The organism is Pseudomonas brassicacearum subsp. brassicacearum (genome assembly GCF_008801605.1).
Classification (GTDB): Bacteria; Pseudomonadota; Gammaproteobacteria; order Pseudomonadales; family Pseudomonadaceae; genus Aquipseudomonas; species Aquipseudomonas brassicacearum.
In genome coordinates this window covers 58,029-83,876 of record NZ_VZPJ01000011.1, presented here as the reverse complement: position 1 = coordinate 83,876, position 25,848 = coordinate 58,029, and the positions used below count along the sequence as shown (strand labels likewise).

27 protein-coding genes, 2 tRNA genes and 1 pseudogene are annotated in these 25,848 nt (G+C 60.3%); 8 read left to right on the top strand and 22 right to left on the bottom strand.

Annotation, left to right across the window (positions count from 1 at the left end):
- Window positions 1-25: 25 nt before the first annotated feature.
- From F7R20_RS22755 to F7R20_RS31985, 9 genes are all read right to left on the bottom strand, one after another.
- Window positions 26-1,015: an Abi family protein gene (locus F7R20_RS22755; RefSeq protein ID WP_003196783.1), complete on the bottom strand. Its 990-nt coding sequence runs from the start codon at window positions 1,013-1,015 to the stop codon at window positions 26-28.
- Window positions 1,016-1,284: 269 nt separating this feature from the next.
- Window positions 1,285-1,360 (bottom strand) — tRNA-Thr (locus F7R20_RS22750).
- A gap of 75 nt (window positions 1,361-1,435) precedes the next feature.
- Window positions 1,436-2,260, bottom strand: coding sequence for an FkbM family methyltransferase (locus F7R20_RS22745; protein WP_003196785.1), 825 nt, complete (start codon window positions 2,258-2,260; stop codon window positions 1,436-1,438).
- Window positions 2,261-2,591: 331 nt separating this feature from the next.
- Window positions 2,592-3,824, bottom strand: coding sequence for a methyltransferase (locus F7R20_RS22740; RefSeq protein ID WP_003196786.1), 1,233 nt, complete (start codon window positions 3,822-3,824; stop codon window positions 2,592-2,594).
- Entirely contained in the window at window positions 3,805-4,494 is a 690-nt protein-coding gene (locus tag F7R20_RS22735) for an ABC transporter permease (RefSeq protein WP_003196788.1), read from the bottom strand. Before F7R20_RS22735 ends, F7R20_RS22740 begins: the two co-directional genes overlap by 20 nt.
- Complete coding sequence (locus F7R20_RS22730) at window positions 4,491-5,186, bottom strand: ABC transporter permease (RefSeq protein ID WP_003196790.1); 696 nt, start codon at window positions 5,184-5,186, stop codon at window positions 4,491-4,493. Before F7R20_RS22730 ends, F7R20_RS22735 begins: the two co-directional genes overlap by 4 nt.
- 78 nt (window positions 5,187-5,264) lie before the next feature.
- Complete coding sequence (locus tag F7R20_RS22725; protein WP_003196792.1) at window positions 5,265-6,020, bottom strand: ABC transporter substrate-binding protein; 756 nt, start codon at window positions 6,018-6,020, stop codon at window positions 5,265-5,267.
- A gap of 13 nt (window positions 6,021-6,033) precedes the next feature.
- Entirely contained in the window at window positions 6,034-6,807 is a 774-nt protein-coding gene (locus F7R20_RS22720) for an ABC transporter ATP-binding protein (protein ID WP_003196795.1), read from the bottom strand.
- 301 nt (window positions 6,808-7,108) lie between these two features.
- Entirely contained in the window at window positions 7,109-7,408 is a 300-nt protein-coding gene (locus F7R20_RS31985; protein WP_050516625.1) for a hypothetical protein, read from the bottom strand.
- Between the two features lie 420 nt (window positions 7,409-7,828).
- On the opposite strand from F7R20_RS31985, the gene F7R20_RS22710 reads away from it, so the two are divergent.
- Window positions 7,829-8,278: a carboxypeptidase regulatory-like domain-containing protein gene (locus F7R20_RS22710; RefSeq protein ID WP_003196797.1), complete on the top strand. Its 450-nt coding sequence runs from the start codon at window positions 7,829-7,831 to the stop codon at window positions 8,276-8,278.
- A gap of 9 nt (window positions 8,279-8,287) precedes the next feature.
- Here F7R20_RS22710 and F7R20_RS22705 read toward each other — a convergent pair whose 3' ends face one another.
- From F7R20_RS22705 to panM, 11 genes and pseudogenes are all read right to left on the bottom strand, one after another.
- On the bottom strand, window positions 8,288-8,734 hold the full coding sequence (locus F7R20_RS22705; protein WP_003196799.1) for a hypothetical protein: 447 nt from the start codon (window positions 8,732-8,734) through the stop codon (window positions 8,288-8,290).
- Between the two features lie 40 nt (window positions 8,735-8,774).
- A complete protein-coding gene (locus tag F7R20_RS22700) occupies window positions 8,775-11,009 on the bottom strand; it encodes an ATP-binding protein (RefSeq protein WP_003196801.1) in 2,235 nt (744 codons plus the stop codon).
- Entirely contained in the window at window positions 11,006-11,611 is a 606-nt protein-coding gene (locus tag F7R20_RS22695) for a biliverdin-producing heme oxygenase (RefSeq protein ID WP_003196803.1), read from the bottom strand. Before F7R20_RS22695 ends, F7R20_RS22700 begins: the two co-directional genes overlap by 4 nt.
- Before the next feature lie 161 nt (window positions 11,612-11,772).
- Window positions 11,773-12,288 (bottom strand): annotated as a pseudogene (locus tag F7R20_RS22690) (PDDEXK nuclease domain-containing protein); the annotation flags it as partial.
- 126 nt (window positions 12,289-12,414) lie between these two features.
- Entirely contained in the window at window positions 12,415-12,822 is a 408-nt protein-coding gene (locus F7R20_RS22685; RefSeq protein WP_003196808.1) for a hypothetical protein, read from the bottom strand.
- A 61-nt stretch (window positions 12,823-12,883) separates the two neighbouring features.
- Window positions 12,884-13,213 carry a DHCW motif cupin fold protein gene (locus tag F7R20_RS22680; protein ID WP_003196810.1) on the bottom strand — a complete coding sequence of 110 codons (330 nt, stop codon included), beginning with the start codon at window positions 13,211-13,213 and terminating at the stop codon, window positions 12,884-12,886.
- A gap of 116 nt (window positions 13,214-13,329) precedes the next feature.
- Window positions 13,330-13,405, bottom strand: a tRNA-Phe gene (locus F7R20_RS22675).
- Window positions 13,406-13,507: 102 nt separating this feature from the next.
- Entirely contained in the window at window positions 13,508-13,780 is a 273-nt protein-coding gene (locus tag F7R20_RS22670) for an oxidative damage protection protein (RefSeq protein WP_003196814.1), read from the bottom strand.
- The gene (gene mutY / locus F7R20_RS22665; RefSeq protein WP_003196816.1) at window positions 13,777-14,844 is read right to left on the bottom strand and encodes an A/G-specific adenine glycosylase; all 1,068 of its coding nucleotides are present in this window, start codon (window positions 14,842-14,844) and stop codon (window positions 13,777-13,779) included. Before mutY ends, F7R20_RS22670 begins: the two co-directional genes overlap by 4 nt.
- The gene (locus tag F7R20_RS22660) at window positions 14,841-17,072 is read right to left on the bottom strand and encodes an AsmA family protein (protein WP_003196818.1); all 2,232 of its coding nucleotides are present in this window, start codon (window positions 17,070-17,072) and stop codon (window positions 14,841-14,843) included. The genes mutY and F7R20_RS22660 overlap by 4 nt, the downstream gene beginning before the upstream one ends.
- A 183-nt stretch (window positions 17,073-17,255) precedes the next feature.
- Window positions 17,256-17,654: an aspartate 1-decarboxylase autocleavage activator PanM gene (gene panM, locus F7R20_RS22650; RefSeq protein WP_003196819.1), complete on the bottom strand. Its 399-nt coding sequence runs from the start codon at window positions 17,652-17,654 to the stop codon at window positions 17,256-17,258.
- 262 nt (window positions 17,655-17,916) lie between these two features.
- On the opposite strand from panM, the gene F7R20_RS22645 reads away from it, so the two are divergent.
- From F7R20_RS22645 to F7R20_RS22615, 7 genes are all read left to right on the top strand, one after another.
- A complete protein-coding gene (locus F7R20_RS22645; protein ID WP_003196821.1) occupies window positions 17,917-19,578 on the top strand; it encodes an OFA family MFS transporter in 1,662 nt (553 codons plus the stop codon).
- 267 nt (window positions 19,579-19,845) lie between these two features.
- A complete protein-coding gene (gene hisB, locus F7R20_RS22640) occupies window positions 19,846-20,439 on the top strand; it encodes an imidazoleglycerol-phosphate dehydratase HisB (RefSeq protein ID WP_003186751.1) in 594 nt (197 codons plus the stop codon).
- Complete coding sequence (gene hisH, locus F7R20_RS22635) at window positions 20,439-21,077, top strand: imidazole glycerol phosphate synthase subunit HisH (RefSeq protein ID WP_003196824.1); 639 nt, start codon at window positions 20,439-20,441, stop codon at window positions 21,075-21,077. The genes hisB and hisH overlap by 1 nt, the downstream gene beginning before the upstream one ends.
- Window positions 21,077-21,331: a DUF2164 domain-containing protein gene (locus tag F7R20_RS22630; protein WP_003196826.1), complete on the top strand. Its 255-nt coding sequence runs from the start codon at window positions 21,077-21,079 to the stop codon at window positions 21,329-21,331. The genes hisH and F7R20_RS22630 overlap by 1 nt, the downstream gene beginning before the upstream one ends.
- 42 nt (window positions 21,332-21,373) lie before the next feature.
- Entirely contained in the window at window positions 21,374-22,111 is a 738-nt protein-coding gene (gene hisA / locus F7R20_RS22625) for a 1-(5-phosphoribosyl)-5-[(5-phosphoribosylamino)methylideneamino]imidazole-4-carboxamide isomerase (protein WP_003196828.1), read from the top strand.
- Between the two features lie 9 nt (window positions 22,112-22,120).
- Complete coding sequence (hisF, locus tag F7R20_RS22620) at window positions 22,121-22,891, top strand: imidazole glycerol phosphate synthase subunit HisF (protein ID WP_003196830.1); 771 nt, start codon at window positions 22,121-22,123, stop codon at window positions 22,889-22,891.
- Window positions 22,892-22,954: 63 nt separating this feature from the next.
- Window positions 22,955-23,701, top strand: a complete 747-nt coding sequence (locus F7R20_RS22615) for a substrate-binding periplasmic protein (protein WP_003196832.1) — start codon at window positions 22,955-22,957, stop codon at window positions 23,699-23,701.
- Between the two features lie 23 nt (window positions 23,702-23,724).
- Here the strand turns inward: F7R20_RS22615 and F7R20_RS22610 are convergent, their stop codons facing one another.
- Window positions 23,725-24,507 (bottom strand): divergent polysaccharide deacetylase family protein, encoded by a 783-nt coding sequence (locus F7R20_RS22610; RefSeq protein ID WP_003196834.1) that lies wholly within the window; start codon window positions 24,505-24,507, stop codon window positions 23,725-23,727.
- Between the two features lies 1 nt (window position 24,508).
- On the bottom strand, window positions 24,509-25,825 hold the full coding sequence (locus F7R20_RS22605; RefSeq protein ID WP_003196836.1) for a S41 family peptidase: 1,317 nt from the start codon (window positions 25,823-25,825) through the stop codon (window positions 24,509-24,511).
- Window positions 25,826-25,848 lie beyond the last annotated feature (23 nt).

The window sequence follows — 25,848 nt, the reverse complement described above, 5'->3', positions numbered from 1 at the left end:
CCTCCTCTCTGCGCCATTGCCAGGCTTACGCTAGACCCCATTGCTGTTGATCTTTCCAATCATTTGGAAATCCCATGAGTAGCAGATGATCCACTTTCTGCTGATCCATGATTTCGGCCAGGCGGAGCTTCCACTGGCTGTCTGGGCTGATCAAGTCGGTTAGGTAGGCCAGCATCGTCAATACAACGTACAGCCGCTGCTTGGGCTGAGGCCGGTCGGCGGGAGCCGTTGGGATGACCCATTCTTTAGGTAAGGATGGTCGAATCGAGAGCTCCCGGTTCCATAGCCGTGAGTGGTGGGCACAGCAGTTTCGAATGAAGGTCAGCGTGTGAAGCCAGGAGGCCAATACTTCGAAGGGCAGGCTGAATCGGGTGGCGATAGCTTTCTTATCGGCGCTTCTGCCTATGGCATTGAAGAGGGTAGATACCGTCCCAAGGCTGAGTTCTTCCAGGACTGCCCAAGCGGGCGGCAGCTCAGGGTGGGCATAGGTTGCACCGTAATATCGGAAGTAGTTGTCACGCATGCGGTTTTCGATCCGCTGTTGCTGGAGCCCATCGGTCTGTCGGCCCTTTTTGATGCGGTCGATATCACGTCTGAGTTTGCTGCCCTCCTTATTCATTTGCTCCCGCAACGGACGCAACAGATCGGGGTGTGAGTATGACGAGGAGAAGACTGACGCGTCAGCTATCCAGTCAGGCCCGTATTTTGGACACATATGATTGCTGATGGTCGCTCGTATGGCGACTTCGACACGTTCGATGGCATCCATGGTGATGCGCCGCAACGAACCATCGAAGCGGTAGATGTCGACGATTGCCTTCAGTGTGCTGCCTGGCTTGAACGTGTGTTCAGGGTCTGGCTCCTGAAAGGGGCGCATGTAGGGACTCAGGCGAAACAGCGTGACCACTTCGAGAAAACGCATGGCCCGATCATCGTTGGCGATGTGCAAGCCTCGTTGTTTCAGCAGTTCCAATTGCTGTTCTACGCTGAGGGCCGGTTTGTCGAAGGGCCTCATGTAGTTTTCTCCAGGCAAAAAAAACCCGCACGATTTGAGCTTGCTGACTGGGTCAACCTAGGCTTGGCGGGTGTGTTGGGGTGCATTATAGGTAGGTGTAAGAGACCGTCAACGTTGCACTGACGTGAAATTGTAACGAGTAGACGCGCGAGTAAAGCTTGGTCTGTCGATGCTGATAAGGCAGTGCTGGACTTTATCCAGCTTCTAGGAGGTTTAAACCTCCCAGAAGCAACAAAGCCCTCGCATTTCTGCGAGGGCTTCGTCTTGTATGGTGCCGGCACCAGGAGTCGAACCCGGGACCTACTGATTACAAGTCAGTTGCTCTACCAACTGAGCTATACCGGCGTGTGGGCGACGATTATAGCGATTGGGTGCGTTCTGTAAACCCCTGAATTCTGACTATTTTTGCACGACCCATGCTCAAGCGCGGCGCAGCAGGGCGCGCATTTTCTGCAAGGCTCGCCACGCACGACTGTTTTGCATGGCCTGGAGTTGGGCTTCGGCCTGTTCAGCCCGTTGCAGGGCGGCGCTGAGCTGTTGGTCTGCGTCGTCGATGGGGTGGCTGAATTTGTGGCCTTTGCAGAGTTGGAAACCGTCGAGGTTGCACGGGGGGATGTCGAAGGCGGGTTTGAGGGCCAGGTGTTCTTCGGCGAGGTAGTAGGTGTTGATGCCGTCGAACAGGATGGACTGGTAGCCGGCACCGGTCACCAGGGTTTCCCAGGTCTGGTCACGGGCCCATGGGGTTTCGATGAGGATGATCCAGGGGCGCCAGCGGCTGAAGTCCATGCCGCGCAGGACGGTTTCCTCGTGGCCTTCGACGTCGATTTTCAGGAAGTGGATGGGGCGGTCCTGGGCGTATTGCTCGCAGATGGAGGCCAGGGTGCGGGATTGGACGGTCTGGTTGCGCACGTCCATGCCAGCGTCGCGGTGTTGTTGGGCGACGCTGGCCTCTACTGTGGATAAGCCGGTGTCGGCGATGGTGTAGAAGGTCAGGCTTTCGGCGTTTTCGCCGGCCACGCATTGCAGGTTGATGTCGTGGGGGCGTTGTTGGCAGAGGGCGTCGTAGTAAGCCGGTACCGGTTCGATGTTGATGCCGCGCCAGCCACGATCGTAGAACGCTCGGGTGACCGAATCATCTGTCGGATGGTTGGCGCCGACGTCGAGGTAAAAGCCGTTTTCCACCGATTGAAGGGCGCGCCACAGGCGTATGTCTTCGAAGTTCTGTGCGTAGGAAATGAACGTCACGGCCAGTCCTTGAGTGTGTCGGCATTGTGTCAATCACGATACGTTTGGCTGTTGTATAGCACGGGCGCGGTGGACGCAATTACTGGCGCGGGGCAGCACTGAATTCGGCGGTTATGTCGTTTTGCTTAGACGCTTATGCACAACGGGCAGGATGAGGCGGATGGAACCTTGCGGTTTTGTGACCGCTTTCGCGTTTTGTCGCAAATCCCTGTTTTCATGGTTTTTTATCCATATGAACAAAAAATGACCAATGTTGAATCGGTCAGGAAATCGCGAATTTCTTCGATCCAGGTTTATTTCATCAACAGAGTTATCCACAGGGTGTTTCGTCTCAGCAACGCTCTGCCAGCAACATCAGATTGCGCGGCGTAAGCGGTGTTTCGCAGAAGGTGCCAAGGCGAACCTCGTAGCCTTTTTGACTGAGGAACAGCGCCCGATCCAGTACCAGCCAAAGCTCCAGTGGCCGCCGGAAAAGGCCTCGCAACAACTCCAGGTTGCGCACTTCGGCCAGGCGCTGATGGCCTGCTGCTTCCAAGGCGAGCCAATCCGGCGTGCCGACTGTGGATAAGTCTTTCAGGGCCGCCAGATCGATGCAGTATTGGGCGAAGGATTTTTCCAGCCAGGTGCTGGGCAGTGAGGGGGTGGGTAGGTAGTCGTCGCACTCTCTGATGTGCCGTTGCAGCAGGTCGAAGCCCAGGCGCCGGGCCATGGACTGGTCTCGTTGTCTTCTGACGCGGGCGCCAGCGGTGACGGTTTCGGTCAGCGGCAGGCTGAGATCATCGAGCGACAGCTGTAGGACAGAGCCCTTGGCGGCGTCGGACAGTGCTTGATAACGCTCGGTGTTGATGCGGTTGTAACAGCACGGTGCGATAGCCAGTTGTGCACAACCAGCGGCGCTGGCCAGTTGCATCAAGCGCACATGCAGGTCGCCGCAGGCGTGCAGGGCCACAGGCGTGTGTCCGGGGTGGAGCGCCTGGGTTGCGTCCGCCGCCAGCACGTCTTGTTGCAGATGTGTGGCGGGCAGGCGATGGCGCAGGCTCAGTTGTTGGCCGCTGGCGACCAGTGCGGGGTCGTATTCCAGGCAGGTCAGTTGCTGCTCACCGTGCAGCAGGCGTCGACCGAGGTGGCCTTTGCCGGCGCACCAATCCAGCCAATGGGTCGGTTGGGTGGTGAAGTGCAGGCGGCTGGCGAAGGCTTCGATCTGCTGCCACTTGCGTCCGGGCACGTCGACGTTGAGGCGATGGCTTGGTGCCTCAAGCGTGCTGGCCGGCAATTCTGCGACAGCGCTCAATGCACGGGAGATAGCGGCCAATTCGGGGAATGGAGCTGGCGCGTGTTCCATCAACCACGGCTGATGATGGTCGTTTTCCGCGGCCTCCAGAGAACGCTGGCGTAGCCATTGGGACAATTCCGGGTGGGACGTTTCCCAAGGCAGTTGCAGATGGGTGAACGGACGCGGTTTCCACAGTGCCTGGTGCGCCGTGAGAAAAGTATCCAGCGCCGTGAAGCGGGCGAGTAGAGCCTCGCCCGTCAGCACGCCACTGTCAGCGCCCTTGGCAGGCATCGATGCGCAACCAGCGCTCCAGCTGCTTGAAGCCTTGCACCAGGACGAAGGACATCAACAGATAGAACATGCCGGCCGCGAAGAATATCTCCACCGGCATATAGGTCCGGGCAATGATGGTACGGGCCATGCCGGTGAGTTCCAGCAAGGTCACGGTACTCGCCAGGGCACTGGCCTTGAGCATCAGGATCACTTCGTTGCTGTAGGCCGGCAGGCCGATGCGCGCGGCGCGGGGCAGCATGATGTAGAGCAGCGCCTTGGGCCGCGACATGCCCAGGGCCCGCGCGGCTTCGATCTCGCCACGGGGGATGGCCTGGATCGCGCCGCGCAGGATCTCGGCGATGTAGGCGGCGGTGTGCAGGGTCATGGTGGCCGTGGCGCACCAGAACGGATCCCGCAGGTACGGCCACATTGCACTGCTGCGCACGGCATCGAACTGCGCCAGGCCGTAGTAGACCAAAAACAGTTGCACCAGCAGCGGCGTGCCACGGAAAAAGAAGATGTAGGCGTAGGGAAACGCCCGCACGTACCACAGACGCGAAGAGCGGGCGATGCCCAGTGGAATCGCCAGCAGCAGGCCGGCGATCACGGCGATGGCCACCAGTTCCAGGGTCAGTGTCGCGCCCTGGGCCAGCTTCGGCAGCCACTTGATGATGACGTCCCAGTTCATTGGGTGCTCCTGGTAAATCCACGGGCGGCGCGTCGTTCCAGCAGATGCATGCCGATCATGGCGAGCACTGTCAGGCCCAGATACATGAATGCTGCGACCATATAGAAGGTGAACGGTTGTTTGGACACGGTCACGCCGATTTGCGCATGGCGCATGATCTCTTCCAGGCCGATCACCGAGACCAGCGCGGTGTCCTTCATCAGGATCATGAACAGGTTGCCCAGGCCAGGCAGGGCGATGCGCCACATCTGCGGCATGATCAACCGGGTGAAGATCCGCCACTTCGACAGGCCCAGGGCTACGCCGGCCTCACGGTGGCCCTTGGGGATCGCCAGGATCGCGCCGCGAAACACTTCCGTGGCGTAGGCGCCAAAGCACAGGCCCAGGGCAATGACCCCGGCGGCAAAGGCGTCGAGGGCGAGGTCCGGTTTGCCGAAATACTCACCCAGGGCACGCATCAGGTTGACGGTGCCGAAATAGATCAACAGCACCCAGAGTAATTCCGGGATGCCGCGAACCAGTGTCGAATAGGTGCCACCCAGCCATTGCAGCGGCTTGTACGGCGAGGTCTTGGCCAAGGCGCCGAGCAGGCCGAGCCCCAGCCCCAGGCAGAGGGCTGTGAGCGCCAGTTTGACGGTCATCAGCGCGCCGGCGGCGAGCGCCGGGCCGAATCCGTAGAGATCGATCATCATGGGTAAGAGTTCATATCGCGGCAGGCTTTGCTAAGGGCCGGCGTTGCCAGGGAACAGCGCCGGCCAGGCACGTCAGTATCAATAGATGCTGAACGGGAAGTACTTGTCGTTGATCTTTTTATAGGTGCCGTCGGCAATGATTTCCTTGAGGGCGGCGTTCAGCTTGTTGCGCAGCTCGTCGTTACCCTTGCGCACCGCAATGGCGATCTTGTCGCCTTCCACCACCGGGTCGCCCTTGAATTCGTAAGCACGGCCAGCTTCGGTTTTCAGCCAGTCGTAGTTCACGTATTTGTCCGCCAGGATCGCGTCGACGCGACCGGAGGTCAGGTCCAGGTAGGCGTTTTCCTGGGTGTCGTAGAGCTTGGCGGTGATATCGCTGCCCAGTTCGTCTTCCAGCCAGGTACCGGCGAGGGTAGAGCGCTGTGCCCCGATGACCTTGCCTTTGAGAGATTCTTTATCGACTTTGAAATCGACGTTTTTCGGTGCGATGAATTGCAATTTGTTGGAGTAGTACGGGTCGGTGAAGTCCACGGCTTGCTTGCGCTCGTCGTTGACCGACAGCGAAGAAATCAGGAAGTCGAACTTCTGGGCCAACAGGGCGGGAATGATGCCGTCCCAGTCGGAGGTGACCACTTCGCATTCGACTTTCATCTTGGCGCAAAGGGCATCGCCGATGTCTTTATCGAACCCCACGACCTGGCCGCTGGCGTCCTTGTTGTTGAACGGAGGATAGGCCGCTTCGATGCCCATCTTCAGTTTGTCGGCCGCCATGGCGCTGGCCGAAAAGACCAGGCTGGCCGCTGCGGCCAGGAGGAATTTCTTGTAGGTCTGCATGTGTACTGCTCCGTTAGCGGTTGCTGGACATGAATTGTTTGCAGCGCGCCGAAAGCGGGTTCTCGAAGACCTGCTGTGGCGATCCTTGCTCCTCGACCAGGCCTTGATGAAGGAACACGACTTCGCTGGAAACCTGACGGGCGAACCCCATTTCATGGGTGACCAGCAGCATGGTGCGTCCTTCTTCGGCCAGGGCGCGGATCACACTAAGTACTTCCTGGACCATTTCCGGGTCAAGGGCGGAGGTGGGTTCGTCGAACAGAATCACCTTGGGCTGCATCGCCAGTGTGCGGGCGATGGCGGCGCGTTGTTGCTGGCCGCCGGACAGTTCGGCCGGGTAGGCGTGGCGCTTGTCGGCGATACCGACCTTGGCCAGCAGGGCTTCGGCCACTTCGACGGCTTCGGCCTTGCTCTGGCCAAGCACCCGGCGCGGCGCTTCGATGATGTTATCGAGCACGCTCATGTGCGGCCAAAGGTTGAAGTTCTGGAAGACAAAACCGATCTCGCTGCGCATGCGGTTGATCTGTTTGCCGTCGGCGGCCACCAGTTCACCGTTCTTTGCGGCCTTGAGCTTGAGCTCTTCGCCGGCCACCAGGATCTGGCCCTGGTTGGGGTTTTCCAGCAGGTTGATGCAGCGCAGGAATGTGGATTTGCCGGACCCGGAGGATCCGAGGATCGAGATCACATCGCCGTCGCGGGCGGTCAGCGAGACGCCTTTGAGCACCTCCAGCTGTCCGTAGCGTTTGTGCAGGTTGCGGATTTCAAGCGCGGGCGTGGCCTGGGCCATGTGCGGTCCTCATGGTATGTGCTCCCTTGCTGTTGGCTGCCTTCCTTGGCGAGGCGGCCAAGCTAGCATGCGTCCGAATGGCCGCCAACAGCGCTACGGGCGGTAAACCGGTGATGTGCGGCAGGTTGTCGCATCGGCGCAGCAGACTGTCGCGCCATCAACAACCTAACGGCCGTTTGAACCTGGTTTACCGGTGAAAAGTCCGGGGAGTCGCGTAAAAAAAGGCGCGATGGTGCCAGCTTTGGGCGGGGGTTGGAAGGGTTAAACGGATGAGCGTTGCCGCGATCAAAAGTCTGTTGGGTTATTCGGGCGCGTCCCACAGTATTTTGAGAACCTCTCTGAAGCTGACCCATGCAATTTTGAAATCCGCCTGCACTTCAGGGCTATGAAGCCAATGCTTCGCTGCTTCCTGATCGATATCGTCAGCCCAACTTCGGTAAGCGATCAGGGTATTTTCGACCAGGTTTTGGACTGCCATGGCCTCGTTTTCGGCATTTTGACTGTCCAGAAGCTCGGGCTGTTCATCCGTCATCGCAATGAGTAATCCGAGCATCCTGACCATCATGTCGATGCGCCCCGTCTTTTCTTCGGCGTCTTGCATCTCATAAAACAGTGACAGGAAATCTCCGGGGCGTTCTTCGAATTCGTCTTGCAGGGCATCCAGGAAATACGGATCGTCGTATTCGGGAAGATCAAACGTGACAGCAGGCTTGGTACGGCTGACGCGTATTTGCTTGGCTTTTGCTTTTGCACGCTTGGCGCGTTTTTTGTTGCTTGTTCGCGGAGGCCATGGGTGTGGTCCCGTTATTTGTAGTGGAAGTTAGATATTGGCATCGAGCATGAACTCGATCCATTGGAATCAGTTAAAGGCATAGGGCAATGAAGGGGCATGTAAATGGTATATGCCGGTTGTGCGATGGGTTCGTCCTAGTCAATAGTCCCAATCGATCTAAACCTTAACCCGCTACGGTGCTCCAAAAAGAACTCATGTGAGTTGTTTCCAGAACCTGGAGTCCTCGCCATGAAGCTCATTCATTATCTTATATTACCTTTCATCGCCATCAGCATCCTGCTGTTCCCCATCGCCCTCAACGCCACCAACCTCGCGCCCATAGACAACGCAGGCGTGCAGGTCCAACCCATGCAGCAGAACGGCATCACTTATCTGTCGGGCGGTATCGGTGAGGACGAAGCCCGGGCCATTGGGCAGGCCCAGGGCTACAACCTGCACATGACATTCGCGGTCGGCCCGGAAAACAAATACATCCCGGATGTGGAGGTCGTCATCCAGAACGCGTCGGGGCAAACGCTGCTGACGCTGACTGAGGCCGGACCGCTGGTTTATGTGCAACTGCCGCCGGGCAAGTACAGCGTGGTGGCGACGCGCAAAGGTGAGGCGCGGCGCGACACTGCTGAGATAGGCAGCGGGGCCGCGCGCAACCTGGTGTTCCATTGGAACGGTGACGAATAACCGGCCGGCTTATTCGCTGGCGGGTTCTTCCATCGACTGGCGATACCGATCCAGCGCCTCGCTGAAGTCCTTGATGAACTCCGGTGTGCTGAGCCAGCGCTGGGCGGTCTCGCGGTCCATTTCATCGACCCACATGCGGTAGTCCACCAGCATGTCGGCGGCCAGGTTGGTCGCTGCCATGCTTTCGTTTTCGGCGTTTTTCAGGTCGAGCAGGCCTGGGCGTTCGATGATCATCTCGCTCAGGGACGCGAGCAGCGTGTCGAGCATTTCACTGCGGCTGATGGCCTCGGCTTCGCGCAGCTTGGCGAACAGTTCCAGCACGTAGACCGGTGGTTGGGCGGTGGCGTGGGCCGGGTCGCCATACATTGGGATCGATTTGCGCCCGGTCATGCGGATCTGCTTGGCTTTGTCTTTGGCGCGCTTGGCGCGTTTTTGCTGCTTGTTCAGTGAGGCCATTGGGCTTCGGTTTCCAATTCGTTAGGGGACGGTGCCCGGCTCAGTCGATTTTCGGCACGGTAAAGCGGAATTCGCTGCCCTGGCCTGGCTGGCTTTCGGCGTGCAGTTTACCGCCATGGGCCTGGACAATCCCCTTGGAAATGTACAACCCCAGCCCGGTGCCGTTCGGGTTGCCTTCCTTGGTCGTCCAGTAGCGCTCGAAAACATGAGGCAACTGCTCTGGCGCGATCCCTTCACCAGTGTCCCGAACGCTGAACACGATCTCATCGCCGACTGACATCGCACTGATGCCCACGGTGCCTTGTTGCGGTGTGAACTTGATGGCGTTGCCAATCAGGTTCGACAGCACTTGGAACAGCCGCTCGGGGTCGGCATTGATCCTCAGGTTGGGTTCGGCATGGAAGGAAATGTCGATGGCCTTGGCAGTGGCCAGCGGCGTCAGCAGCGAGCAGGCGTCTTCGAATATCTGGCTGACGTCCATCGGCTGGGGATTGATGGTGTAGCGTCCGGCATCGATGCGCGAGGTGTCGAGCAGGTCTTCCAGCAGCGCGTTCATGCGGCTGGTGGCCTGTTGCATGGTGTCGATGGCTGAAGAGATTCGCTTGGAACTGTGGGAACCGTCGGAGCTGAAGGCCTTTCGCATCATGCCGCAGAGCATGGAAATGACCGTCATCGGGCTGCGTAGGTCATGGGACACCACGGCCACCAGTTCATCGCGGGCCTGCACGGCCTGGCGCTCCTTGCGCACCTGTCGGGCCAGATCGTTTTCCAGGGCCGAGCGCCGCAGGTCGTTGGCGGCGAACAGATCGCCATGGGTCCATTTGGTGCTGATGCCGGCCATTTCGACTTTCCAGATCTCGAAAGACGTCCGGGGCCGCAGGCGCAGGCCGGTCTCGCTGTTTTCCAGGTCCAGGGGTTTTTGCGGGTCGCCGCTCCATTGGAGGGTTTGTTTCACCTCGGGACGGAACCACAGCACGCCGTTTTCCACTGGCTTGGGCAGGTGGATCGCCAGCACGCCGCTCGCCACGTCCTGATAAGCCTGGGCAGGCGCGAAGTCGCTGCTCAGGTTGTGGTGGGATAACACCGGTTTGCCGGTTTCCAGGATCCATTTGTGCAGCTCGCGGATCTGTTCCGGTTCCGGGCACTGGCCGTGGCGGTGCAGCTTGTTGTCTTCGAAAATCGCCACGCCGCTGGCGCCGGTCAGGTCCATGAGCCGTTGTGGCTCATGGGACAGGCCATCGAAGACGTTTTCGCTGGACTCGGCCATGACGGTGGCGAGGACCTGGAGGTCTTCCAGCTTGGCGTCCCGTTGCCGGTTCAGTTCCAGGGCCTGCATGGCGCTGATCTGCAACGACAGCACCTGGCCGATGGTCTGGCAGGCCATGCGCATCTCATGGGGGACCAGCAGCGGCTGGCGATTGCCGCAACTGATCAACCCCCACAGGCGTTCGCCTTCCATCAGCGAGATGCTCATGGAGGACAGCACGCCCATGTTTTTCATGTATTGGCGGTGGATCGGCGAGACGCTGCGCAGCGTGGCAAAACTCAGGTCCAGGGGCGCCTGGGCGTCGGGCCGCAGTTCCGGGACCAGTGGCACCGGCGCGTAGTCGGCGTTGGGGATGATCCGCAGCCAGTTGGTGCGATACAGCTCGCGGGCCTGTTCGGGAATATCCGAGGCCGGGAAAAACAGGCCCTTGTAGAGCTCCATCGACGGCGCGCTGGCCTCGGCGATCACCTGGCCGTGGCCTTCTTCCTCGAAGCGGTAGATCAGTACCCGGTCGTAACCGGTCATGGCCTGGATTTCCCGCACGCTGATTTCGTACAGGGCCTGGAGGGTTTTCGCACTTTGCAGGCGTTGCAGCATGCGGCCCAGGTTGGCCTCGCCGCTGACGCCTTCAGGACGATAGTCGCTCAGGTGTTGCTCCAGCTCGACGATCAGGGCGCCCTGATGGCGATGCACCAAGGCGTCAAAGCGCTGCTGGTTCACGACAATGGCCACGGGCACGTTGTCGCTTTCCGGGGCGGCGCGACAGGCGACCAGGATCGCCTCGGCCTGTTCCAGCCCCAACAGTGCGTCCAGCGTCTGGCCCAACAGCCTGTGGGGATCCTGACCCATCAATTGCAAGGCGTTGGCGCTGACCTGACGGATCACGAAATCGGGTTCGGACAGCATCAACAGCACACCATGAGGCTGGATGGCCCCGGGGAAGCGAATCGGTTCATCTGCGCAATTGGCCAGCAGCTCTTCGAAGGCTTCCTGGTTTTCCGGGGTCATAACAGTACCTTTTGGCTGTCCAGCCAGTGTTCGAAATGAGTGAACGTCGCCTTGGCGGCGCTTGTGACTTCGAGCGTCTGGGTCTCGCCAAGGTTCCTGTCGTCCAGGTACTGAAGGAAATCCTTCCAGCGTCGGCCGGTGAGTTCGCCATACACATTGAGAAAGGCAGCACCGCTGCAAGCATCGAGACCGAGCTGCTCGGCCACCCTGCGCCGCAGGATCTGCCCGCCGAGAGTCGCACCTTCCAACACATAGGAAACGCCGAGGGCGGCGGCCCGGGAGTCGATACGCGGCAGCGCCTGGCAGGTGGGCAATGCCTCGATAGCGGTTTCATCCAGGCCCAGTGCCGTGAGGTCGGCCCGCAATACCGGAAGTTTGATGCGCAGGGACTGGTCCAACCCGGCCGGAATCAGTGCCAGCACATGTAGCCGTTGTTCCAGCGGTTGATAAAAACCGTAGTAGGCCGCCATCAGGCGTCGGTACAGATCCAGGTCCAACTGTGGCGAGAAAAACGGCAGGCGTTTTTCCAGTGCGACGTGCAGTTCAGCGGTTTCGGTCCGCAATGCCTGGATCAGAGAAGGGTGGGGCGCGGCCGGTGACATGCAGGATGAAGCTCGTTGACTGAAGCATTGCTGGAAAAAAAGCGCGCCAATCTTACATGGGTTTTTTGAGTGTGCGCTCATCAGGTTGGCCTTCACTTCTTCAAGTCGCGGTACCCGATTGCCGCCCCTCTTCAAGTCGCGCCTGTTCGCGATCCAGCTCGTACAAAGCACTTGAGCAGGTAGTTGTAGAAGACCAGGTCGATGTAGAAGTCTTTGCTTTCGGTGCTGATGCGCTGTTGGCGGGCGACAAAGGCGAAGCCTTTTCCCAGTTCCAGAAGGAAGCCTTGTAGCTGGTCGATCAGGGCTTGTTCGAGGTCGGTTTCCAGCGGCATGCCGGTATTGGGCAATTCTAGGAACTCAAGGACCACGGGATCCCTGACGATGTCCCTGGGACCGAAATACAGCTTCTCAAGATTGGCGGCCGCTTCCTGCTCTACCGCAGGCCGGTCGTGGCTTGCCAGGAGACGTTCGTAATAGAACGTGCCGATCTGTCGTTCCAAGGCGCGGGTGGACCAGTTTTGAGTGACGGCTTCGTTCATGTACCAACGGCGTGCATTCGCATTTTCGACGCGTGGCAGCGTTCGATAGTGAGTCCAGCTCAATTCGTGACGCAGTGCGTCACAGATTGGAAGCGCCTGATAAAAGAGGCGCATGTAGCGCAAATTTGAGAGGAAAAATAGCTGATTGACGCGGGACGGGTATGACGCCGTCCCATGTTGGTTGACCTTGGCTTGTAGGAACTATTCCCGCAGCCTGTCAGCCACCGCGAACCCCTTCGCCACAAAGCGCTTGGCGGGTGACAGTCAGACCTTGCCTTGCGCCAGTGCCTGGGATGCAGCCACATAATCGGCCTGGAATTGCTTGCTTTCCACCCAATCCAGCGCGGTCTGTTCATCCACACCGGTGGTCAAGCGGCGGTATTCGATCAATGCGGTAAAGATGAAGTCGGTCGCTTCTTCCTCACCTTCCTGCTCCAGCACCAGCTCCAGCAGTGGATGCCCCAGGAAGGCGATGCACATGGCCTGCTGGCTGATCTTTTCGGCAGCGCCCATGAGTTGGAACATCTCCGTCAGGTCCACGGTTTCCAGATCGATGCGCTCGTCGTTCGGGTCGAGGAAATCGTTCGGCGCAGCAGCACGCTTGGTACGGTTCTGCTTGGCTTTCGCCTTGGCGCGCTGGCTGCGCTTCTGCTGTTTGTTCGCCGATGACATAGTCGGATTCCTGATGGATAAGGCTATCTATCCTACAGCTTCAGCGGGAGTGCTTCGAATCTCAATCCACTACGAAGAGCGTAGCCCCCGATGAAGTGGAGGATCGATGGGGCTCGGCCTGGTCGGCTACCTGGTAGCTCATGCCGGGTTTGAGCAAAAATTGCCGGCCATCTTCAAGTTCAGTATTGAGCTCGCCCTTGAGGCAAAACAGGATGTGGCCCTTGGTGCACCAATGGTCGGCCAGGTACCCCGGCGTATATTCCACCATCCGCACGCGAATGTTCCCGAACTGTTGGGTGCGCCAATAAGCGATTCCGGTGATGCCTGTGTGCTCGGTGGGTTCGATGGTTGACCAATCGGTGGTGCCAAAGGGGATGCCGGTGATGTCCATGTCGACTCGCTTGCTGGAGGGGAGCGGACGAATGTAGCCGAGTCGATAAGGCGGAGGAAGAAAATCCCGGACAATAAAAAACCCCGATCAATTTCTTGATCGGGGTTTTCGGTATTTGGTGCCCAGAGACGGAATCGAACCGCCGACACGGGGATTTTCAATCCCCTGCTCTACCGACTGAGCTATCTGGGCAACGGGGCGCATTAAACGGGTTTTTCAGGGGGGCGTCAAGCAAGTTTTCAAAAAATATTTAACTATTACCGTCGCTTACGATCCGCCCCCGTACTGAACAGCTTATTCGGACGGCGGTACGTAGCCTTCGGCCTTGGCGTAATCTTCGCCGGAAAAGTACTTGTCCATCTCGCCCTGAAGGTATTTGCGATCTTCAGCGTTCATCATGTTCAGGCGTTTTTCATTGATCAGCAGGGTCTGGTGTTTCTGCCAGTCGGCCCAGGCCTTGGCCGAGACGTGGTCGTAGATGTCCTGGCCCTTGGCGCCCGGGAAGGGTGCACGTTCCAGGCCTTCCAGTTCTTCTTTGTACTTGCGGCACATGATGGTGCGGGTCATTGCAACTCTCCTGCGTTCATTACGGCAGCCGCGCGTTCGAGCAAGGTTTTGACCGGGGCGGCAAGGCCCAGGCGCGGCGGGGTGGCGAGGTTATACCAGAGCCAGTCGGCCTCGGCCACGTGATGGCCGGTTTCCCGGACCCGGACCAGCCAGGGTTCGATCGCCAACTGGAAGTGGCTGAAGGTGTGCACCAGGCTTGGCATTTCCTGTTGGCTGCCCAACTCCAGCGAGTGTTGCAGGGCCAGATGCTGCAGGTCGTCGAGGTCGTCAAGTTCCGGCAGGCTCCACAGACCGCCCCACAGCCCCGTGGAAGGGCGACGGTAAAGCAGGATCGCGCCTTCGTGGTTTGCCAGCATCGGCATCAAGGTGCGCTTCTTGGGCACTTCCTTGCGAGGCTTGGGAATCGGGTAGCGGGTTTCCAGGCCCAGCATGTGGGCCTCGCAGCCTTGCTTCAGCGGGCAGAGCAGGCAACTGGGCTTGCTACGGGTACAGAGCGTGGCGCCCAGGTCCATCATCGCCTGGGTGTAGGCGTTGACGCGGTCCTGTGGCGTGAAGCGCTCGGCGGTGGCCCACAGCTGTTTCGCAACCTTGGGTTCGCCTGGGTAGCCTTCCTGGGCGGTGAAGCGCGCCAGTACCCGCTTGACGTTGCCATCGAGAATCGGCGCCCGCAGGCCCATGCTGATGCTGGCAATGGCACCGGCGGTGGACAGGCCGATCCCCGGCAACTCGGTGAGTTTTTCCACGTCCCGGGGAAATTCGCCGCCGTACTGCTCGACGACGATTTTCGCGGTTTTCTGCAAGTTGCGCGCACGGGTGTAATAGCCCAGCCCGGTCCACAGGTGCAGCACTTCGTCCTCCGGCGCGGCGGCCAGGGCTTGAACGGTGGGCAGCGAGGCCATGAACCGGTCGAAGTAGTTGAGCACGGTACTGACCTGGGTCTGCTGCAACATGATTTCCGAGACCCACACCCGATAGGGCGAGATGGCTTGTTGCCAGGGCAAATCGTGGCGCCCGTGGCGGTCGAACCAGTCCAGTACGGCGGTGGAAAACTGCTCGGCTCTCATCGCTTGAACAGCCCCTTGAGTGCATCTTTGAGTTCGGGGCTGACCTTGTCGCCCAGCTTCTCATCAATCTTGTCGCCGAGACGGTCACCGGCCAGTTTCGCCGCGACCTTGCCCAGCCCGTCGTTGTCCAGGCGGCAGGCCTTGGCGCCCAGTTCCAGCGGGCCGCGGCAGCGCAATGGCCATTCGACGTCGACGTAGCGTTCATTGACCTGGCAGGCCGGGTCGGGCATGTCGCTCTTGTCGCCTTCGACGATGACGCCGACGCGATAGTCCATGCCCAGTACCCGCAGGTCGATGTCGCCGTTGCCGTTGACGGTCATGCCGGGGATGCGGACTTTCAGGTCCGGGTTGTTGGCAACGCCATTGTTGAAGGTGAGATTGCCGTTGAGTTGCTGGAACGGCGTGTCCTTGCCCCGGGGTTCGCCGCTGAGGGTCTTGCGATTGAGGGTGGCGATGCCTTTGCACAATTGCTGTTCGAGGTTGGCATTGAGCAGCACGCCATCGTTGATGACGAACCCGGCGGTGCCGTTGAGGCTGTCGATCAGGGCTTTCTGGCTATTGCCGCTGGCGGTGATCGCGCTGTTGACGGTGACCAGGCCTTTGACCGGCGGATTCTTGCCTTGGCTTTCGATGATCTTCTCGGCAGGGACCCGGTTGATGCGCGTTTGCAGGCTCAGTTGCGGCGTAGGCTGGCGCACGTCCAGGGTGCCCTTGGTTTCGAAGTTACCGCTGTACAGGTCGCCTCGCAGGTTCTCCAGGGTCAGCAGGCCGCCCCGGCCGGTGGCCTTGAGCGCAGCGTTCTGGATCGGCAGTTTATCGAGAGTCAGTTGCCCGAAGGTCAGGTCGGCATCGAGGTCCAGCTTGCTCAGGCGTTCCACTGGAAACAGTCGATCGTTACTCCAGGCGCCCTGGGTCGGGGCGCTTGGCAGCGGTGTACTGCCGGCACCGACCATGGCGCTGGCTTCGGTGTTGCTGACTTCGGCCTCACGGGCCGCCTTGGAACTGTCGGCTTCGGCGGACTTTGGCGCCAGGTAACGGTCGACGTTGAACGTGTCGGCCTTGAGCTGCGCACGCAGGGACTGCTTGGCAAAGTCCTCCACGGCAATACGACCGCTGAAGTTGCTGTCGTCCACTTTCATGTTGATGTCGTTGAACTCGACACTGGTTGGCGTACCGGCAATGCGGCTGGACAGCTCTACTTTGCTCAGGCTGCCTTCGGCCATGGCTGGGAGTTTCTGGCCAACGCTGTCGACGAACTTCGCCAAGTCGAACTGGGCGATGGACACGCCGCCATTCAACTGCGGAGTCTTGTCGAGGTCGTTGACCTTCAGTTCACCCAGGGCGCGCAGTTGATTGAGCGACAGTTTGATGCCGGTCCATTCGGCGACGTTTGCGGCTTTGTCCAGGAACAGTTGGCCTTGGGCGGCGAAGTTCAGGGTCTTGCCCTGCAAGGGGTCGCCAGTGGCTTCGCCGGACAGTTTCAGGTCTTCGAACTTGTAGCGCTTCAAGGCACGTTCGAAGCGCAGTTCACCCGTCACTTCGGTGCGTACGCGTACGGCCGGCTGGTTGCTGGACAGGAATGCGGTCAGGGTGACCGGAATGTTGGTGGAGTCATGGACCGGGCCGGTGCTCAGTTGAATGCTCTCGGCCGTGAACAGCTTGCCGGTCTGCTCGTCGGTGTATTCGACCCGGGCGTTGTTCACGGTCAGGCTGTCGATATCCAGTCGGGTCGGCTGGGCAGGTTTTTCTGCCGGGGTGCTGACAGGTGGGGTCGGTTGTTCAGCCGGCACGGGTGCCGGCGCGTTCGCCGTCGACGCAGAGGCCGGCACCTTGCCGATGTCTTCCCAGTTGCCGTGCCCGCTCTTGTCACGGTTGAGCCGCAGGTTCAGGCCTTCGACCCGCACATCGCTCATTTGTACTTCCCGGCGCAGCAGCGGTATTACCCGGACCGAAAGGCCGAGCATCTGCAGGTCGGCGAAAGGCTGGGTCGGACTGGCCAAGGTAGCGACGCTGGCGTCGTGCAACTCAAGGCCCAGCCACGGAAACAGGCTCCAGCCGATGTCGCCATTGAGGGTCAGCTCGATGTGGGCCTTGTCGCGGGCTATCTGGCGGATCTCTTCTTTGTAGTCGTTGGGATCGAACAGGTGGGTCAGGGCAAAGCCCAGGGCCACGATGATCAGCAACAGCCCGAGAAGTACCAGACCCAGGATTTTGCCGAACGCTTTCATGGGCGAATCCTTGTAGGTTGAGTTCAAAATTTAGCCGGGAGTATAACGCTGTGGGTTGGTGGTGGTGCGTTAGGACCGCAAATCCACTGTGGGAGCGAGCTTGCTCGCGATAACGGTGTGACAATCAATGAAGGTGTTGCGTGTGCGACCGCCATCGCGAGCAAGCTCGCCCCACAGTGGTTTCTAATCCTGGACCAGCATCAGTCCCAGCTTGGCCGCCAGCGCCTGGGCTTGCAGATGCCCGGCTGGGGCCAACAAGTGCAGCTCGGCACCGTTTAGCGCGGCCATTCGCCGGGCTTCGCTCACCAGCCGTTCAGCCACGCCACGGCGACGGGTAACGTTTCGTACGCACAGGTGGGACAAGCGCCAGGCGTTCTGGTGCCGTTGCAGGCGTGCTGCACCAAGCAGTCGGTCATTGAAGCGTGCCGCGATCAGCGAGCCTTCCTCGAGGCATTGCGCGATCAATTGCTTGGCATCGCTAAACGGTTCGAACAGCCAGGCCGGGGCATCCCGGTAGATTTTCTGCAGGTCCTGCTGGTCTTGGCAGGTGGCTTCGTTCAGGTGCTCGACGACGATGGGCATACGGATTCCTGAAAAATAAACGGTTCACGGCCTACAGAAAGTCAGTAATGGCGCGATAAGACAGATGAAACGAAAAAGGTGATATCACTTTGACTCTTCTGTAACGATCAAATGGTAACCTTTGCCTGTTCGCCCGTCTTTCTGCGGCGTAATGTCGCACTAATATGGAGCCTTACCAGAAAATACAGTCATGCCTGCGTGCAATGAAGGCTGACGGTGATGCGTGACTGGCGAACCATTCTAATAACTGGGGGATACACAAATGAGCACGAGCATCACGGCCGGCGGCGTCGCCGACCAGCCTGCGTTCCTCTCCAAGGAGCGCATCATCGCCAAGCCCGGTTTCAACCGGTGGCTGGTTCCACCGGCCGCACTGGCCATTCATCTCTGCATCGGCATGGCCTACGGCTTCTCGGTGTTCTGGCTGCCACTGTCCAAAGCCTTGGGTGTCACCAAGCCTGTGGCCTGTGCACCGGATATGAGCTTCATCTCGCAAGTCTTTTCGTCCCAATGTGACTGGCCGATCTCGATGCTCGGTTGGATCTACACCCTGTTCTTCATCTTCCTGGGTTGCTCGGCAGCCATCTGGGGCGGCTGGCTGGAACACGCCGGGCCACGCAAGGCCGGCGTTGTATCGGCATTGTGCTGGTGCGGTGGCCTGCTGATTTCCGCGCTGGGTATCTATACCCACCAGATCTGGCTGATGTGGGTCGGTTCCGGGGTGATCGGTGGTATCGGCCTGGGCCTGGGCTACATCTCCCCGGTGTCGACCCTGATCAAGTGGTTCCCGGACAAGCGTGGCATGGCCACCGGCATGGCGATCATGGGCTTCGGCGGCGGTGCGATGGTTGGTGCTCCGCTGGCTGCGGCGCTGATGAGCCATTTCGCTTCGCCAACCGGCGTGGGCGTATGGCAGAGCTTCCTGGTCATGGCCGCGATCTACTTCGTGTTCATGATCGGTGGCGCCTTGTCGTACCGCGTTCCGCCAACCGGCTGGAAGCCTGAAGGCTGGACCCCGGCACCGAAGAAAGCCGCGAACGCGATGATCACCCATCGCCACGTTCACGTGAACGTTGCCTGGAAAACCCCGCAGTTCCGTCTGGTATGGCTGGTGCTGTGCCTGAACGTATCCGCCGGTATCGGCATTCTCGGCATGGCTTCGCCACTGTTGCAGGAAGTGTTCGGCGGCAAGTTGCTCGGCAATGACCTGCCTTTCGGTCAGTTGGACGCCGTGCAACTGGGCCAGATCGCGGCCATCGCCGCTGGTTTCACCGGTCTGCTGAGCCTGTTCAACATCGGCGGCCGGTTCTTCTGGGCATCCTTCTCGGATTACCTGGGTCGTAAAAACACCTATTTCGTGTTCTTCGCCCTGGGCTTTGCCCTGTACGCGCTGATCCCGAACCTGGGTCACCTGGGCAGCGTCGCGCTGTTCGTGGCGGCGTTCTGCATCATCCTGTCGATGTACGGCGGCGGTTTCGCCACTGTGCCGGCCTACCTGGCGGACCTGTTCGGTACGCAAATGGTCGGCGCGATCCACGGTCGTCTGCTGACTGCCTGGGCAGCGGCGGGCGTGCTGGGTCCGGTACTGGTGAACTACCTGCGTGAATATCAACTGAGCATCGGCGTTGAACGTGCCGCGGCCTATGACATCACCTTGTACATCCTCGCCGGCCTGCTGGTGCTGGGCTTCCTGTGCAACCTGCTGGTCCGTCCGGTCGCCGACAAGTACTTCATGACCGACGCCGAACTGGCCGCCGAACAGGCGCTGGGCCATGACAAAGGCGCCGACAGCACCACTTCGCTGGAGTGGAAAGCTGCGCCGGGCACCAAGCCCCTGGCGATCGCCGCCTGGCTGGTGGTGGGCATTCCATTGGCGTGGGGTGTGTGGGTGACCCTGCAGAAGACGGCGGTGTTGTTCCACTAAGACCGTTGCCCTGACCATCAGGTGAGGGCAAACCTTGTGGGAGCGAGCTTGCTCGCGATGAGGGTGTGTCAGTCGACATCATGGTCGGCTGACCCACCGCTATCGCGAGCAAGCTCGCTCCCACATTTGTTTTATGTGTGGTGAAAGCTTGTATGGACATGTCTATCGCCGACAACCCGTCAGGGATATCACCTCCCGTGTTTCTGTTTGCCGCTCGCGCCCCTATAATGGCTGCCTTTTTCGCCCAATGATTTTGCGGAGCTGGTGATGGCCGAACGTAAGGCGTCTGTCGAGCGCGACACTCTGGAAACCCAGATCAAAGCCTCGATCAACCTGGATGGCACCGGAAAGGCCCGGTTTGATATCGGCGTGCCTTTTCTTGAGCACATGCTGGACCAGATCGCCCGTCACGGGCTGATCGACCTGGACATCGTCAGCAAGGGCGACCTGCATATCGACGACCACCACACGGTGGAAGATGTCGGTATCACCTTGGGCCAGGCCTTTACCAAAGCCATCGGCGACAAGAAGGGCATCCGTCGCTACGGCCATGCCTACGTGCCGCTTGATGAAGCGCTGTCGCGCGTGGTCATCGACTTCTCCGGCCGTCCGGGCCTGCAGATGCATGTGCCGTACACCCGTGCCACCGTCGGCGGCTTCGACGTTGACCTGTTCCAGGAATTTTTCCAGGGCTTCGTCAACCACGCCAACGTGACCCTGCACATCGACAACCTGCGCGGGCACAACACCCACCACCAGATCGAAACCGTGTTCAAGGCTTTCGGCCGCGCGCTGCGCATGGCCGTCGAGCTCGATGACCGCATGGCCGGCCAGATGCCTTCCACCAAGGGCGTCCTGTAATGCAGACGGTCGCGGTTATCGACTACGGCATGGGCAACCTGCACTCGGTGGCCAAGGCCCTCGAGCACGTGGGTGCCGGCAAGGTGCTGATCACCAGCGATGCCGACGTGATTCGCGAAGCCGACCGGGTGGTGTTTCCCGGCGTCGGTGCGATTCGTGATTGCATGGCCGAGATTCGTCGCCTGGGCTTCGACAAGCTGGTGCACGAAGTCAGCCAGGACCGTCCGTTCCTGGGCATCTGCGTGGGCATGCAAGCCTTGCTCGAGCACAGCGAAGAGAACGACGGCGTCGATTGCATTGCCATGTTTCCAGGCCAGGTGAAGTTTTTCGGCAAGGGCCTGCATGAAGACGGCGAGCACCTGAAAGTCCCGCACATGGGCTGGAACGAAGTGAAGCAGACGGTGGATCACCCGCTGTGGCACAACATCCCGGACCTGGCGCGCTTCTACTTCGTGCACAGCTACTACATCGCCGCCGGTAATGCGCGGCAGGTAGTGGGCAGCGGTCACTATGGCGTCGATTTCGCCGCGGCCCTGGCCGATGGCTCGCGCTTCGCCGTGCAGTTCCACCCCGAGAAGAGCCATACCCATGGCCTGCAACTGTTGCAGAACTTCGCAGCGTGGGACGGGCGCTGGTAATGGCCCGCAAGAAACCGCCGATCCTCACCCTCACGTCCGAGCAGGAGAGTGAAGCGAACCGCAAGATCCAGCGGTTCATGGAGGACCGTTTCGAGCTGGACCTGGGCTCGTTCGAAGCGGCGGAAATTCTTGACCTGTTTACCCGCGAAATTGCTCCGCATTATTACAACAGGGCGATTTTCGATGTGCAGACGCACCTTAAAGAAAGGTTCGAAAGCATTGAAAGCGACTTGTGGGCGCTCGAGAAAAACTGATTTTCGAGCCAAGCTGAATATTCGTATTTGAAGGTTTGCCAGATGCTGATTATCCCCGCTATCGATCTCAAGGACGGCGCTTGCGTACGTCTGCGTCAGGGCCGCATGGAAGACTCCACGGTGTTTTCCGATGACCCGGTGAGCATGGCCGCCAAGTGGGTGGAGGGCGGCTGCCGTCGCCTGCATCTGGTCGACCTGAACGGCGCCTTCGAAGGACAACCGGTCAATGGCGAAGTGGTCACGGCCATTGCCAAGCGCTACCCGAACCTGCCGATCCAGATCGGCGGCGGCATTCGTTCGCTGGAAACCATCGAGCACTACGTCAAGGCTGGCGTGAGCTACGTGATCATCGGCACCAAAGCCGTGAAGGAGCCCGAGTTCGTTGCCGAAGCCTGCCGCGCTTTCCCGGGCAAGGTCATCGTTGGCCTGGACGCAAAAGACGGTTTCGTCGCCACTGACGGTTGGGCTGAAGTCAGCACCGTACAGGTGATCGACCTGGCCAAGCGTTTCGAAGCCGACGGTGTGTCTGCCATCGTCTACACCGACATCGCCAAAGACGGCATGATGCAGGGCTGCAACGTTCCATTCACCGCCGCCCTGGCCGCCGCGACGAAGATCCCGGTCATCGCTTCCGGTGGCATCCATAACCTGGGTGACATCAAGGCACTGCTCGACGCCAAGGCGCCGGGCATCATCGGTGCGATCACCGGTCGCGCGATCTACGAAGGCACCCTGGACGTCGCCGAGGCCCAGGCCTTCTGCGATACCTATAAAGGCTGAGGACTCACCATGGCGCTGGCCAAACGCATCATCCCTTGCCTGGACGTGGACAACGGCCGGGTGGTCAAGGGCGTCAAGTTCGAGAACATCCGTGATGCCGGCGACCCGGTGGAAATTGCCCGTCGCTACGACGAACAGGGTGCGGACGAGATCACCTTCCTCGACATCACGGCCAGCGTCGATGGCCGTGATACCACGCTCCATACCGTCGAGCGCATGGCCAGCCAGGTATTCATCCCGCTGACCGTGGGCGGTGGCGTGCGCACCGTGCAGGACATCCGCAACCTGCTCAATGCCGGTGCCGACAAGGTGTCGATCAACACTGCGGCGGTGTTCAACCCGGAATTCGTCGGTGAAGCGGCCCAGCACTTCGGTTCGCAGTGCATCGTCGTGGCCATCGACGCGAAGAAGGTCTCCGGCCCGGGCGAAACCCCGCGCTGGGAAATCTTCACCCACGGCGGCCGCAAACCCACGGGCCTCGATGCCGTGGAGTGGGCGAAGAAGATGGAAGGCCTGGGTGCCGGTGAAATCCTGCTGACCAGCATGGACCAGGACGGCATGAAAAACGGCTTCGACCTCGGTGTCACCCGCGCCATCAGCGATGCCCTGGGCATCCCGGTGATCGCTTCCGGCGGCGTCGGCAACCTGCAACACCTGGCCGACGGCATCCTGGAAGGCCATGCCAGCGCGGTGCTGGCGGCGAGCATTTTCCACTTTGGCGAATACACCGTGCCGGAAGCCAAGGCCTACATGGCGCATCGCGGTATCTGCATTCGCTGATCGCTGGACACCATGGCGGGCCCAAGGCACTCTTGGGCACACCATGGATTGCGGTAGCCAGACATGCTCAAACGCCTCGTTCTTGCCTTTGCCGGTGTCACGCTGCTGCTCGCAGGCACCGTCCGCGCCGCTGATACATCGCTGGTGTTGCTGACGGAAAATTTCCCACCGTACAACATGGCCAAGAACGGCAAGAACTTCGCTCAGGACGAGAACATCCATGGCATTGCCGTGGACATCGTCCGCGAAGTCTTCAAGCGTGCCGATATTTCCTACAGCCTGACACTGCGTTTCCCCTGGGAGCGGATCTACAAACTCGCCTTGGAAAACCCTGGCTACGGTGTTTTTGTCATGGCGCGGTTGCCGGAGCGTGAAAAGCTTTTCAAATGGGTTGGCCCCATCGGTCCGGATGATTGGATCATGCTCGCCAAGGCCGACAGCAAGATCGCCCTAGGTTCGCTGGAGCAGGCGCGCCAATACAAGGTCGGGGCCTACAAGGGCGACGCGATTGCCGAGACATTGACCAAGCAAGGGCTGAACCCGATTGTCGTGTTGCGCGATCAGGACAACGCCAAAAAACTGGTCAACGGCCAGATCGATCTGTGGGCCACCGGCGATCCTGCCGGGCGTTACCTGGCGCGTCAGGAGGGGGTGACCGATCTCAAGACCGTGCTGCGCTTCAACAGTGCCGAGTTGTACCTGGCCTTGAACAAGGACGTGCCTGACGACGTGGTTGCCCGGCTTCAAAAGGCCCTGGATGAATTGCGCAAGGAAGGTGAAGTGGACGCGATCATGGCGCGGTATCTCTGAAGGTTGCGCCAGCCGGGTCGGCGCTACCGATAAACCCCATCCTTCCCATGCCCGACCATCGCCCGATTGCTGCGCAGGCTGATCATCGACTTGATGTCGATCCATTCGACGCCCTGTGCCTTGAGCTTGGGTAGCTCGCGTTCGAGCACGGTCAGGGTCTGTGGGTAGGGGTGGCCGATCATTACGGCCGAGCCTTGCCGGCGGGCCAGGTCGATAGCGGTCTGGAGCTGGCGGGCGATGGCCGCTTCGGTGCGCTCGTCGTCCAGGAACACGTCCCGCGACACGCTGGCGAGGCCGATCTTCTGCGCCTCGGCGGCGGCGACGGTCTGGGCGCTGGTGCGGCTGTCGACGAAAAATTTGTGTCGCTGCTGCAAGTTCGCCATCAGCCAGGCCATGGCCTGGGGTTGGGCGGTCATGCGGCTGCCCATGTGGTTGTTGATCCCGCTGGTATAAGGCACGGCAGCGAACGCGGCGTCGAGGCGCTTGCCCAGTTCTTCGATGGGCAGCTCCGGATGCCAGGCGAACGGCCCGGTGGCCGGGTCCATGGGCATGTGCAGCATGACCAGTTTGCCGGCACGATGGGCTTCGCGGGCGAATTCGGCGGCGTGGGGCGTGTCAGGCATGATCGCGGTGGTGACCGGGCCGGGGAGGGCCAGTACCCGGCGATCCCGGGGCAGGTTTTGCCCCAGGTCGTCGATGATCAGGCTCAGGTAGGCCTTGTGCGGTGGAGCGGGTGAAGCGGCGGGCGCAGCAAAGGCAGTGCCCGCCAGGCAGCACAACAGGCCGAGGAGGAAGCGCCGGCCCATCTCAGCGGCCGGAAGTGATGTTCAACCCTTTGAGCAGGCTCAGGGCCTGGGCCAACTGGTAGTCGTCATCCTGTGGCATTGGCTTGGCCTTGCCACCGGAACCGGTCGGTTTGTCGGCGCCACCGTTGCCATTGCCCAGGTGACCTTGCAGGTCGGCTTCCTTGAAGTATTCGCCGTCCTGTTCGTTGGTGATCTTGGCCTTGCGCACCTCGATGTCCGGGACGATGCCCTGGGCCTGGATGGAGCGACCGTTGGGCGTGAAGTACAGCGCGGTGGTGATCTTCAGGGCGCGGTCGTTGTTCAGTGGCAATACGGTTTGCACCGAGCCTTTGCCGAAACTGGTGGTGCCCATGACCACGCCACGCTTCTGGTCCTGCAGGGCGCCGGCGACGATTTCCGATGCCGAGGCGCTGCCACCGTTGATCAGCACCACCAATGGCACGGCTTCGCTCAGGTCGTTGCCGGTGGCCGAGAAGCGCAGCTCGGAATTGGCGATGCGGCCCTTGGTGTAGACGATCAGGCCCTTGGTGATGAAGTGATCCACCACTTCCACCGCCGATTGCAGCACGCCGCCGGGGTTGTTGCGCAGGTCCAGGACCAGGCCGTTGAGCTTCTTGCCGTTGTCCTTGCGCATCTTGGCCAGGGCCTTGGCGACTTCTTCGCCGGTCTTGACCTGGAATTGGGTGATGCGGATGTAACCGTAGCCCGACTCCAGCAGCTGGCTCTTCACACTCTTGACCTGGATGACCGCCCGCGTGAGGGTCACGTCGAACGGCGTGCCACCGTCGCGCACCAGGGTCAGGGTGATCTTCTGGCCGATCTTGCCGCGCATCTTGTCCACGGCTTCGGTCATGCTCTGGCCGCGCGTCGGCTGGCCGTTGATCTTGACGATGAAGTCACCGGCCTGGATGCCGGCCTTGGAAGCAGGCGTGTCGTCGATAGGCGAAACCACTTTGACGAAACCGTCTTCGCTGCCGACCTCGATGCCCAGGCCGCCGAATTCGCCGCTGGTGCTTTCCTGCAGCTCGGCAAAATCCTCCGGCCCCAGGTAGGCCGAATGCGGATCAAGGTTGCTGAGCATGCCTTTGATGGCGTTCTCCAGCAGTACTTTGTCGTCCACCGGTTCGACATAGGCGGCCTTGATCCGGTCCATGACCTCGGCAAAGGTGCGCAGTTCGTCCAGCGGCAGCGGGGCCTTGGTGGTCGCGGCTGTGGCGGCGGGTGCCGACGGGGCCGGTTCGGCGGCGAAAGCCAGGGGCGCACCGATCACCAGGGCGATCGTCAGGGCCAGCGAGGTAAGGCGGGACAAATGCAGCATGTCGAACGAACTCCTTAATAGGA

What these genes read in the sequence shown, in the direction of transcription:
- F7R20_RS22755 (WP_003196783.1), bottom strand. Translation starts at nt 1,015, where the DNA reads ATGAGGCCCTTCGACAAACCGGCCCTCAGCGTAGAACAGCAATTGGAA.
- F7R20_RS22740 (WP_003196786.1), bottom strand. Translation starts at nt 3,824, where the DNA reads ATGCCTGCCAAGGGCGCTGACAGTGGCGTGCTGACGGGCGAGGCTCTA.
- F7R20_RS22735 (WP_003196788.1), bottom strand. Translation starts at nt 4,494, where the DNA reads ATGAACTGGGACGTCATCATCAAGTGGCTGCCGAAGCTGGCCCAGGGC.
- F7R20_RS22730 (WP_003196790.1), bottom strand. Translation starts at nt 5,186, where the DNA reads ATGATGATCGATCTCTACGGATTCGGCCCGGCGCTCGCCGCCGGCGCG.
- F7R20_RS22725 (WP_003196792.1), bottom strand. Translation starts at nt 6,020, where the DNA reads ATGCAGACCTACAAGAAATTCCTCCTGGCCGCAGCGGCCAGCCTGGTC.
- F7R20_RS22720 (WP_003196795.1), bottom strand. Translation starts at nt 6,807, where the DNA reads ATGGCCCAGGCCACGCCCGCGCTTGAAATCCGCAACCTGCACAAACGC.
- F7R20_RS31985 (WP_050516625.1), bottom strand. Translation starts at nt 7,408, where the DNA reads ATGCAAGACGCCGAAGAAAAGACGGGGCGCATCGACATGATGGTCAGG.
- F7R20_RS22710 (WP_003196797.1), top strand. Translation starts at nt 7,829, where the DNA reads ATGAAGCTCATTCATTATCTTATATTACCTTTCATCGCCATCAGCATC.
- F7R20_RS22705 (WP_003196799.1), bottom strand. Translation starts at nt 8,734, where the DNA reads ATGGCCTCACTGAACAAGCAGCAAAAACGCGCCAAGCGCGCCAAAGAC.
- F7R20_RS22700 (WP_003196801.1), bottom strand. Translation starts at nt 11,009, where the DNA reads ATGACCCCGGAAAACCAGGAAGCCTTCGAAGAGCTGCTGGCCAATTGC.
- F7R20_RS22695 (WP_003196803.1), bottom strand. Translation starts at nt 11,611, where the DNA reads ATGTCACCGGCCGCGCCCCACCCTTCTCTGATCCAGGCATTGCGGACC.
- F7R20_RS22685 (WP_003196808.1), bottom strand. Translation starts at nt 12,822, where the DNA reads ATGTCATCGGCGAACAAACAGCAGAAGCGCAGCCAGCGCGCCAAGGCG.
- F7R20_RS22680 (WP_003196810.1), bottom strand. Translation starts at nt 13,213, where the DNA reads ATGGACATCACCGGCATCCCCTTTGGCACCACCGATTGGTCAACCATC.
- F7R20_RS22670 (WP_003196814.1), bottom strand. Translation starts at nt 13,780, where the DNA reads ATGACCCGCACCATCATGTGCCGCAAGTACAAAGAAGAACTGGAAGGC.
- mutY (WP_003196816.1), bottom strand. Translation starts at nt 14,844, where the DNA reads ATGAGAGCCGAGCAGTTTTCCACCGCCGTACTGGACTGGTTCGACCGC.
- F7R20_RS22660 (WP_003196818.1), bottom strand. Translation starts at nt 17,072, where the DNA reads ATGAAAGCGTTCGGCAAAATCCTGGGTCTGGTACTTCTCGGGCTGTTG.
- panM (WP_003196819.1), bottom strand. Translation starts at nt 17,654, where the DNA reads ATGCCCATCGTCGTCGAGCACCTGAACGAAGCCACCTGCCAAGACCAG.
- F7R20_RS22645 (WP_003196821.1), top strand. Translation starts at nt 17,917, where the DNA reads ATGAGCACGAGCATCACGGCCGGCGGCGTCGCCGACCAGCCTGCGTTC.
- hisB (WP_003186751.1), top strand. Translation starts at nt 19,846, where the DNA reads ATGGCCGAACGTAAGGCGTCTGTCGAGCGCGACACTCTGGAAACCCAG.
- hisH (WP_003196824.1), top strand. Translation starts at nt 20,439, where the DNA reads ATGCAGACGGTCGCGGTTATCGACTACGGCATGGGCAACCTGCACTCG.
- F7R20_RS22630 (WP_003196826.1), top strand. Translation starts at nt 21,077, where the DNA reads ATGGCCCGCAAGAAACCGCCGATCCTCACCCTCACGTCCGAGCAGGAG.
- hisA (WP_003196828.1), top strand. Translation starts at nt 21,374, where the DNA reads ATGCTGATTATCCCCGCTATCGATCTCAAGGACGGCGCTTGCGTACGT.
- hisF (WP_003196830.1), top strand. Translation starts at nt 22,121, where the DNA reads ATGGCGCTGGCCAAACGCATCATCCCTTGCCTGGACGTGGACAACGGC.
- F7R20_RS22615 (WP_003196832.1), top strand. Translation starts at nt 22,955, where the DNA reads ATGCTCAAACGCCTCGTTCTTGCCTTTGCCGGTGTCACGCTGCTGCTC.
- F7R20_RS22610 (WP_003196834.1), bottom strand. Translation starts at nt 24,507, where the DNA reads ATGGGCCGGCGCTTCCTCCTCGGCCTGTTGTGCTGCCTGGCGGGCACT.
- F7R20_RS22605 (WP_003196836.1), bottom strand. Translation starts at nt 25,825, where the DNA reads ATGCTGCATTTGTCCCGCCTTACCTCGCTGGCCCTGACGATCGCCCTG.